6 protein-coding genes are annotated in these 8,727 nt (G+C 40.2%); all 6 read left to right on the top strand.

What is annotated here, in order from left to right; genetic code table 11:
• A partial coding sequence (locus tag STRDD10_RS02090) for an LPXTG cell wall anchor domain-containing protein (RefSeq protein ID WP_197458290.1) occupies window positions 1–795 on the top strand: 795 nt, incomplete at its 5' end.
• A gap of 110 nt (window positions 796–905) precedes the next feature.
• Entirely contained in the window at window positions 906–6,089 is a 5,184-nt protein-coding gene (locus tag STRDD10_RS02085; protein WP_067192704.1) for an SspB-related isopeptide-forming adhesin, read from the top strand.
• Between the two features lie 234 nt (window positions 6,090–6,323).
• Window positions 6,324–7,031 carry a J domain-containing protein gene (locus tag STRDD10_RS02080; RefSeq protein ID WP_067192703.1) on the top strand — a complete coding sequence of 236 codons (708 nt, stop codon included), beginning with the start codon at window positions 6,324–6,326 and terminating at the stop codon, window positions 7,029–7,031.
• A gap of 85 nt (window positions 7,032–7,116) precedes the next feature.
• On the top strand, window positions 7,117–7,344 hold the full coding sequence (locus STRDD10_RS02075; protein ID WP_067192701.1) for a hypothetical protein: 228 nt from the start codon (window positions 7,117–7,119) through the stop codon (window positions 7,342–7,344).
• Window positions 7,345–7,353: 9 nt separating this feature from the next.
• Complete coding sequence (locus STRDD10_RS02070) at window positions 7,354–8,103, top strand: type IV secretion system protein (protein WP_067192700.1); 750 nt, start codon at window positions 7,354–7,356, stop codon at window positions 8,101–8,103.
• 216 nt (window positions 8,104–8,319) lie between these two features.
• Window positions 8,320–8,613 (top strand): hypothetical protein, encoded by a 294-nt coding sequence (locus STRDD10_RS02065; protein ID WP_067192698.1) that lies wholly within the window; start codon window positions 8,320–8,322, stop codon window positions 8,611–8,613.
• Window positions 8,614–8,727 lie beyond the last annotated feature (114 nt).

Genomic DNA, 8,727 nt, shown 5'->3' with positions numbered 1-8,727 from the left:
GCAAGTGCAGAAGTGGAAAGCGCTAAGACTGGCTTGGAAGTAGCTCAATCTCAGCTAACCCAAGCTCAAACACGTCTAGCTGCAACAGAACAGTCTGTATCTGACTTGCAAAAATTGGCAACAAATAGTGGTGCTGTTTTGGCAGAATTAGCGACTAAAGTACACGATACTCAACTAGCTGAAAGTGAGTCTCAAAGCCAAGCTACAGTAGCTAAACAAGCTCAGGAGGTCGCACAGACTACCTTGACTGAGGTGCAAAAACGTGCTCAAGCTATTGTGACTGCTCAGAACCAATTTGCTCAGGCTCAAGAAGTATTGACTCGGCTGGAAACCCAGCTAATCAATTTGCAGTCAGCTTTGAAAGTCGCTCAGACAAAACAAGAACAGGCAAGTCAAGAAGTAGCACGTCTATCAGCTCTTTTACCAGAATTGTTGGCAAGTCGTGATGCAGCTAAGGAAGCCTTGGCAATCAGTCAAGCTCATTTGGAAGCAGCTCGATTGGAGTTATCTCGATTTGAAGTAGTGACACCTAAAACTCCTACTTCATCAGAGAATAAACCAAGCAAGACGCCAGTTATGGTGACTGTTCAAGGTAAGCCAGCTCCAGGTATCTTGACGGTGAACGAACACTATCAGACAGCTACGTTAACTAGCGATAGCCGTAAAGTTAGCCAGACAAGGGTAGAGAACGAGTTGCCACAAACTGGGTCAACAGAAAGTTCTTTACTTACATTTGCAGGTTTGTCTGCCCTACTTTCTCTTGCAGGCTTCAAAATGCGTAAAAAGCAAGACTAATATTGTCAGTCATCAGTTTTTAACTGATGGCTTTTTCTTTTCCATTATCCTTTTCTGAACTACGAATCAATCGTCTATTCTCCAAAAACTATATTTTGAAAAGGAATTATATGACTTTATTTAATAATCACATTATAACGTTGGAACATGGACAACAGTTTAAAATGCGGAAAAGCAAGAGGTACCGAAACCTTGCTTCAGTAGCGCTTGGTACGATTGCGGCTGCAGCCATTGTTGTTGGTGGGCCTGCTTATGCGGATGAAGCTTCATCAGCTGACAGCGCTACAACTGCTAATCCAGCAATCAACTTAGTCGAACAACAACCAGAAGCTACCACAGAAGCTACTATAAGTCAATCACAAGCTGATACCTCAACGGGAACAGTTGCGGTGGCTAGCGATAGTGCTGGATTGGATCAAGCAATCACAAATGCAGAAAAAGCAGGTGTTAGCGTTGAGCAGACACAGACCATTGACCATGGAACAGTTTCAACTGCGGAAGATGTTGCTCAAAAACAGGCAGAAATCAAGACTGATTACGATAAACAGGCTAGTCAAATTACAGAAACGACTAAGCAATATCAGGAAGATGTAGCTAATCACAAGGAGCAAGTTCAAAAAATCACAGCTGAAAATGCTCAGACAGAAGCACAATATCAGGCTGATGTGGCGAAACATAATCAAGAAGTGGCTGCTACTAATGCTCAAAATGGTCAGCTGAAGGCAGACTATGAAGCCAAACTTGCCTCTTATAACAAAGAAGTAGGTGTAGTAAATCAGCAGAATGATGCCAATGATGCTGAGTATAAGGTTGCTTATGAGTCTTACCAAGCAGAGGTAGCGCGGATTGATGTTTCAAATAACAATGCGAAAGCAGAGTATGAACAAGCCCTTTCAAAATACAAAGCAGAGGTAGAGCGTATCAATACTGCCAACGCTCAAAAGAAAGAGGTTTATGAAAAAGAGCTTGCGACCTATAATCAAGCTGTTAAAGATGTTAATGCTTCAAATGCAGCTTTGGAAGAGAAGTACCAACAAGCCTACGCAAGCTATCAGGCTACTGTAGTTCGTATCAATTCAGAAAATGCGACAGCTAAACAAGATTATGAGCAAGCTCTCGTTAACTACCAAGCTGAAGTCAAACGTATCAACGATGAAAATGCAACGAAGAAACAGGCTTATGAAGCCGAAGTGGCAAAACTGAAAGATGTGTCAGAGACCATCAAGAAGCAGAATGAAGAAATCCAAACAAGAAATGCTCAAGCAGCTGCAGCTTATCAAAAAGCATTGGAAAGCTATAATAACGCTAAACAAGCTTATGATGCAAAAGTGAAGGAAGCACAGGAAAATACGACTAAAGATGGCTACTTGAGTGAAGTGATTCAAAACTCGCTTGTATTTGGTTCAGAGCCAACAGCTAGCCTTCATGTTGAAGGTACGAATCAATTTGGTCAAAAGGATATTGTTACTAATACTCAGGATGATGCTGCCGCTGAAAACAATCTTCACGCTTATACAAATGTAGGTGGAGGAACGTTTTCTAACGAACAAAAAGTATTGACTATTACAGAAGTTGATTTAAACAATCCTCCTAAGGTTATTCTTGCTAAAGTTGATTCTGGGAAAAGTGTTACTGCGGTCTATACTGACTTGAAAAATAGTAGTTATGCTGGTAAGAAAATTTCCAAGGTCACTTATAAGGTTACCAATAAGAATGATTATGATGGGGCAGTTGTTTTCTTCCTTGATCCAACACTAGGTGTGGAAACTATGTCGAATGCTAATGATCGTATTTCTCGTTATAACGTTGAAATTCAGTATTATACAGAAGATGGACAAGTTGTTTCATATTCAGAGAAAGCTCCAGCTGTCATTGCTATTTCTAGTTTGACAAGACATACTTTGGGTGAAGCTGAACATATTGAAAGTGTAGGAAACTATAATTATCGCTATGTTCCTATTACTGGGAATATTCTTGAATCGACATCAGATGGAAGATTACAAGCTAGCAGAAATACAAACGATATTCATGATGATATATCATCAGAAAACTTCTATAAATTTAGTGGTGCAGGCGTTGTAACTTCTGGTGATAAAATCAGCTTTGACATGGTTCGTTTTTCAGACTATAACTTTGGATTTTGGATGTCAATTTCAACAAATGTAGCTGGTTTAGGTGGAGTAATTACTCAACCCCCAACCCCACCTAAAGAACCGACTCCAGAACCTTTAAAAGAAGATGGAAAAAAATCAATCACTCCGCCAACGTACGAAGAACTGCCAACAGCTCCAACAGTGACTTATAAGGAACTTCCAAAGGCACCTGAAAAAGAGCCAAGCACTCCTCTTCCTAATAAGCCAGAAGTGCCAACCTATGAAGGATTGCCAGAAGCTCCGACAGTAACTTATAAAGAGTTGCCAAAAGCACCTGAGAAGAAACCAAGTGTGCCACTTCCAGAAAAGCCAGAAACTCCTGACTATAAGGAGGTACCGACTCCGCCAGCAGAGCCTGTCTATAAGAGACTGCCAGATACACCAGCAGTTCCAAAGGTTCGGTATCATTACAATACCTTGAAGGTTACTCCTCAAGTCCATAAGGATATTCTGAATACTGATGGAGAAAATGTAGATAAAGGTTTGGTTGCTAAGGGAGCTATCGTCAAGTTTGAGCTGGAAACCAAGACGCTTGCTGCTAACCGTCCTCTGACAACTTCTTATGTCATTACGGATCATTTACCAAGTGGCTTTGAAATCAATCTGGAGCAGACAGTAGCTGCAAGCAAGCTATTTGACCTTACTTTTGATGCTGCTAGCAATACAGTCATCTTCACAGGTAAGAAGGATTTCTTGACTACGCTCAATGCGGACTTGAAGTCAGAATACCTACCAGTTTATCCAACGGTTGTCGGTCGAGTTCTCAATGATGGTGCAACTTACATCAACAACTTCACATTGACTATCAACGGTGGAGCAACTGCTAATGTTATTGTCCATTATGTCGATACAGATGGTAATCCTATCTCTAAAGACGTGGTCGATACTGAAAATGGTCAGGTAGGTTCAACTTATAATACAACGGATAATAAGCCGGTTGTTATTGCCTACAATGGTAATCTTTATGAACTTACCAATGAAGTCAAAGGACAAGAAAATGGTACGATTCCAGAAAACGGAGCAGAAGTGACTTATATTTATAAGAAACTGACTGTGCCTGAAGATACAGGGATAGCAGTTGTTCACTACAAGGATACCAAAGATAAACCAATTGCTCCTGATGTGCAAGATAGCCGTGGTGAGGTCGGTACGGACTATGATACGACCGATCATAAGCCGACTACGATTACTACTCTAGATGGTATTGAGTATAAAATTACTGCTAAGGTAAAGGGTCAGGAAAAAGGGCAACTACCAAAAGGCGTAACAGAAGTAACCTACTACTATGAGCGAGTAACACCTGAAAAGCCTTCAGGTGGCTATACAGTGACTTCAAACAAAGTAGTAGTCCATACACCAGGTGATCCAAATGATCCTGATAATCCAACAAATAACCTCATCAAGCCAATCAAGCACAATCGCAATAGTAGCGGAGTCATCATTGATGGGAAAACTGTAGCGGTTGGATCTACTAACTACTACCATGTCACTCTTGATTACGACCAGTACAAGGGGATTAAGGCTGGTAAAGATGCCATTTTGAAAGGCTTTGGAGCAGTTGAAGACTATCCAGAAGAAGCAGTGACTATTAAGACCGATGCTCTCAAGATGGTAGATAGCGATGGCAAGGAAGTGACAGGGCTCTCTGTTTACCACTATGAGTCGCTGGACAAGGTAGATAACGATAAGGTAAAGGCGTTCCTTGGAAACTCTAATATCAAGCCAAAAGGTGCTTTCCAAGTCTTTCTAGCAGACAATCCAGAAAGCTACTACAAGACCTATATCGAAACTGGTAAAACGATCACTATCATTGATCCGATGGTTGTGAATGAATCCCTCTACAATAGTGGTCAGAAATTTGAAAACATTGCGTACCAAGTAGACTTCGGAAATGGCTACCGTACGGAAACAGTAGTCAATAATGTACCAAAAGTACAGCCTAAGAAGATCAATACTAACCTTCAGGGTGTCAATATTGATGGTAAGATGGTTCTACCAAATACCATCAACTACTACAAGGTGACGGCAAATTACAGTTCTTATAAGGGAATCGAAGCAGATGAGGAAATTATTCAAAAAGGTTTCTTTATCGTGGACGACTACCCAGAAGAGGCGCTCACAATCAATGAAGCAGGCATCCAAATCCATGATGCAGCAGGTAACGTGGTCAAAGGATTGACTGCTACCATCTATGAGAGCCTTGATAAAGCTCCAGAAATGGTCCAACAAGCAATGAAAGCACGAAACTTCACACCAAAAGGAGCAATCCAAATCTTTACAGCTGATAACCCAGTTGATTTTTACAACACTTATGTCAAAACAGGTCAGGTTTTGACCATCACCAACCCGATGACTGTCAAGGAAGAGATGGCTAAAGAGGGTGGACAGTATGAAAATACAGCCTATCAGGTTGATTTCGGTATTGCCTATGTGACAGAAACAGTTGTCAATAACGTTTCGAAGATTGATGCTAAGAAAGACGTGGTAATTGACCTTGCACACCCTGAAAGTCTAGACGGTAAGGAAATCAAGCTAGGTCAAAACTTTAACTACAAATTAGTTGGAACGTTGATCCCAGCAAATCGAGGTACGGAGCTCTTTGAGTATAGCTTCAAGGACGACTACGACCAGGAACATGATGAGTACAAGGGACACTATCAAGTCTTTGCGACAGTTGACTTCAAGACAACAGATGGTACAGAGTTCAAGGCTGGTGCAGAGCTGACTAAGTACACGACTCAGACAGTTGATATGGAAAAGGGAATCGTTACGATTGCCTTTGATGAGGACTTCCTCAAGTCTATCGACAATAGCTCAGCTTTCCAAGCTGAAGTGTACTTGCAGATGACCCGTATCAAAGCTGGTGAGGTTCAGAATACTCTATTCCATACGGCTAATGGTATTGATGTATCGTCTAACACTGTTACAACGAAGACCTTAGAGCCAAGTCCAGAAACTCCTAAACCAAGAACAGAAAAACCGACTGCACCAACAACGGTAGAGAAAGCAACTCAACCAGCTACAGTCTTACCAGCAACAGGTGAGGAGGTTGCAACTGGTCTGGTTGCAGGCGGAGTTATGTTGGCAGGATTGACTTTGTACGGTATTGTCAAGGGCAAAAAGCAAGAAGCAGAAAACTAAAAATGAAAGGAGTTGCAATAGCTGCAACTCCTTAATTTTTAGATCCTGAGAGAGCGATTCTGAGCTCATTTCAGCCATTTGGGTGAGTCCCTTATGCGTGAAATATTCTTAGAATGCGTCTTTCAAATTCCATTATTTTCACACTGTAAATACATTATAAAAACAATGAAAATATATTGTAAAAATAATATTTTTGTGGTATAATGACCTTGTAAAAGATGAGGAGGAATGGTTATGTCAGAGAGTTACTACGATATGTTGCAAGTGCCAGAAAATGCCAGCTTTGATCAAATCAAGTCGGCTTATCGTCGCTTGGTGAAGGAGTACCACCCTGACAAAAATCCTCAAGCTGGAGCGGCTGAACGTTTCCAGCAAATCAAGGAAGCCTATGATACTCTGAGTGATTATCAAGCACGCAGAGAGTATGATGACTGGTATCATGTGCAAGAAGCACCTACCTACCAAGAGGTAGAGGAGTTTCAGGCTAAACCTGTCACCAACCACAGCTACAAACAGAAGCGGTCTTTACTTGACCGTATCAACTTTGAGCTGGTTTGGACGATCATCAAAAAAGTTGTGGCAACTCCCATCATCTTTGTCCTGTTCTGTATAGACTTCGTAAAGGTCTTTTTAGGAATGGTTCTGATGTGGGTGATTGGAAAGATTTGTGTTGGAATAGTTTTATTACTAGTTCTAGCAGGTTTAATTGATGGTCTACATATACTAAACGAATCATTTGGAGATGGTGTTCTTCGCTGGTTTGGTTTACACGTTATGGGCTTTGCCCAAAGTAGTTTTGTTGACGGAGTCACTCAGACTTTTTCAGCCCCTTCAGGAGCAATCAATTTCTTTGCCTATCCAGCAGTAGAATTTTCTGTCATTCTAGTTGTCACAATAGTCTTGGCAGGCTATCTCGCTCGTTCTCGCTTTGAAATGGTATAATCATAAAAATATTATCGTGCTTAGCACTGTGGTCTTTCTACAGTGCCTTTTATTTTGTTTAAAATTTAGAAAATTGAGGTAAAAAATGGAAACAGTTATTAGAATTGTAGGAGTTATCGGATCAGTTCTGGTCGTTAGTGGTTTATTGTGGGCTCTGAGTGGTGTTTATGATTTCTTTCGTGGTCGTCATACTGGCGATAAAGGACGCCAGTCAGATGGTCAGGAAGCTATGGTAAATGGAGGTGCTTTGGCAGCCATCTCAGGAGGTATTGTAACTGGTATTGTGGCAGCCCTTCAGGCGATCACATTTTAAGGAGTAAGCATGAATTTAGATATTGGAGAGTTGACCAACTCACTATCCAATTATAGTTCAAGCACCAATCAAGCAGTGACCAGTGTCGCAAATGCAGTTCGCCCTATCGGCTTTATTCTGGTAGGGCTTTTTTTCTTGTTTGAGATGATGTCCTGGCATCAGATGATGAAGTCAAGAGGGGATAGTCTGACTACTAAAATGTGGGTGGAAATCAGTATGAAGTATCTGATTGCCTTTCTTCTCGTTTGGCAGGCAGCCCTGATATGTGACGCTCTTGTTGAGTTAGTCAATATCATTATCAAAGTGATTGCGAAAGTAGCACCACAGCAACAAAATGAATATAAGTATGCGCAAGGTGCTATAAAGGGGTGGCTGAACAAGTCCTTGTTTACTTTAATTGGTTGGTGTGTGGAATTTGTTGCAAATATTGTATTGTCTATTGTTATATTCTTACGCTATTTGGATTTATATATATTAAAATCTATCGCTCCACTATTAGTAGCTTTCTTTATGATGGATAGTTTGCGGTCAATTACCATTAATTTCTTGAAGTATGTGGCTGCATCTGCATTTATTGGAGGGATACTAATAGTTACTTCTATTGTTTATAGCTCTTTAGTCACAAATGATTTAATTCAGGTAGCAGGTGGTGATGCTGATGGTTTAGGTACAGCCTTTGCTTCCATCGCTAAGGGTGTCATCTATATCTTTGTTATGATTGGTAGCGGACGCAAGGCTCGACAACTCTTGGGGGTGTAGCCTATGCTTAGAAAACTATTGATTGGATTTTATGTTCTAGGATTTGTATCAAGTACCTTAGTAAGTTTTTCATATCTACTTATAGTTTGCTGGGAACTTCTCAATAATAGAGAGATTCTTCTAAGTAATGTTTTGATGATAGTAGTGACTATGGTGTTAATGAAAATATTTGCTCGGGCAATATCCATTTGGCTACGAACGTGATATAATATTCCTATGAAATTTGATTATCGAACAAGCTATTATAATCGCTATTATCTTCTCAAATTATGGGAATATCTTTACTTTTCCAATGAAAAATCATGGAAATATTTTAAAGGAGATTTTTCACCTGAGAGTCAGAGAATTCAAAAAATTAACTGGTATACAAAATTTCGATATAGAGGTCGAACTCTTAATGTAGAAGAAGTGGAAATTGTCAAAGAACAATTATCTAAAATGAAGGTAGGAGAGCTAGAAAATCTGATTGAATTTATAGAGATGGTTCACTCAGATATACCTGTTATTTGAGCCTTGAAATATATATGGAATAGTTTAATAAAACTTGTTTCATATATCATTTCTGCGACAGCGATTTTAAAGCTTTTTGAGATAGAACGGGCTAAAATTAGTGTCTCGATAGTA

Source organism: Streptococcus sp. DD10 (assembly GCF_001578805.1).
In the GTDB taxonomy this organism is placed as follows: Bacteria; Bacillota; Bacilli; order Lactobacillales; family Streptococcaceae; genus Streptococcus.
This window is presented reverse-complemented; position numbering and strand designations above follow the sequence as displayed.

What these genes read in the sequence shown, in the direction of transcription:
- STRDD10_RS02065 (WP_067192698.1), top strand. Translation starts at nt 8,320, where the DNA reads ATGAAATTTGATTATCGAACAAGCTATTATAATCGCTATTATCTTCTC.
- STRDD10_RS02070 (WP_067192700.1), top strand. Translation starts at nt 7,354, where the DNA reads ATGAATTTAGATATTGGAGAGTTGACCAACTCACTATCCAATTATAGT.
- STRDD10_RS02080 (WP_067192703.1), top strand. Translation starts at nt 6,324, where the DNA reads ATGTCAGAGAGTTACTACGATATGTTGCAAGTGCCAGAAAATGCCAGC.
- STRDD10_RS02075 (WP_067192701.1), top strand. Translation starts at nt 7,117, where the DNA reads ATGGAAACAGTTATTAGAATTGTAGGAGTTATCGGATCAGTTCTGGTC.
- STRDD10_RS02085 (WP_067192704.1), top strand. Translation starts at nt 906, where the DNA reads ATGACTTTATTTAATAATCACATTATAACGTTGGAACATGGACAACAG.